1 protein-coding gene is annotated in these 1,410 nt (G+C 44.2%); it reads left to right on the top strand.

The features are described from left to right. Positions 1-1,410: putative polysaccharide biosynthesis protein (locus SMIDD26_RS06265; RefSeq protein ID WP_246746975.1), on the top strand; the 1,410-nt coding region annotated here is incomplete at both ends.

The raw sequence follows: 1,410 nt of genomic DNA, 5'->3' as shown, positions 1-1,410 counted from the left end.
CATCTGGATGGGGTCTTATGCGGCTACGGCCAATGGACTCTTTACCATGGGTTATAATATCTATGCCTGGTTCTTGCTGGTTTCAACAGCAGGGATTCCAGTTGCGGTGGCCAAGCAAGTTGCCAAGTATAATACCATGCGAGAAGAAGAGCATAGCTTTGCCCTGATTCGGAGCTTTTTAGGATTTATGACAGGACTAGGCCTCGTTTTTGCCCTAATCTTGTATGTCTTTGCTCCTTGGCTAGCAGACTTGTCTGGCGTGGGCAAAGACTTGATACCAATCATGCAAAGCTTGGCTTGGGGAGTCTTGATTTTCCCATCTATGAGTGTTATCCGAGGATTTTTCCAAGGGATGAATAACCTCAAACCTTATGCCATGAGCCAAATCGCTGAGCAGGTTATTCGTGTTATCTGGATGCTCTTAGCTACCTTTATTATTATGAAGCTCGGTTCAGGAGACTACCTAGCAGCGGTTACCCAATCAACCTTTGCGGCCTTTGTCGGCATGGTAGCCAGTTTTGCAGTCTTGATTTATTTCCTTGCCAAAGAAGGATTACTCAAAAGAGTCCTTGAAACAGGAGATAAGATTAACAGCAAGCGTCTTTTGGTCGATACCATTAAGGAAGCCATTCCTTTTATCCTGACAGGCTCTGCCATCCAGCTCTTCCAGATTTTGGACCAGCTGACCTTTATCAATAGTATGAGCTGGTTTACCAACTACAGCAATGAGGACTTGGTTGTCATGTTTTCTTATTTCTCAGCCAATCCTAATAAAATCACGATGATTTTGATTTCTGTTGGGGTTTCGATTGGGAGTGTCGGTTTGCCACTTTTGACGGAAAACTATGTCAAGGGGGACTTGAAGGCAGCTTCTCGTCTCGTTCAGGACAGCATTACCATGCTTTTCTTATTCCTGCTACCAGCAACGGTTGGAGTGGTTATGGTAGGAGAACCTCTTTATACGGTCTTCTATGGTAAGCCAGATAGTTTGGCCATGGGCTTGTTTGTCTTTGCAGTTTTGCAGTCTATTATTTTAGGCTTGTACATGGTCTTGTCTCCAATGCTTCAGGCCATGTTCCGCAATCGCAAGGCTGTTCTCTATTTTATCTATGGTTCTATTGCCAAGCTGGTCTTACAACTACCAACCATTGCTCTCTTTCACAGTTACGGGCCTTTGATTTCCACAACCATCGGTCTCATTATTCCTAATATTTTGATGTATCGGGATATTTGTAAGGTAACGGGTGTCAAGCGCAAGGTGATTGTGAAGCGAACCATTTTAATCAGTTTGCTGACCCTAGTCATGTTTCTGTTAATAGGAACCATCCAGTGGCTGTTAGGATTTTTCTTCCAACCAAGTGGACGTTTGTGGAGCTTCTTTTATGTAGCTCTTGTCGGTGCCATGGGGGT

It is taken from the genome of Streptococcus mitis (assembly GCF_001579035.1).
GTDB lineage: Bacteria > Bacillota > Bacilli > Lactobacillales > Streptococcaceae > Streptococcus > Streptococcus mitis_J.
This window is presented reverse-complemented; position numbering and strand designations above follow the sequence as displayed.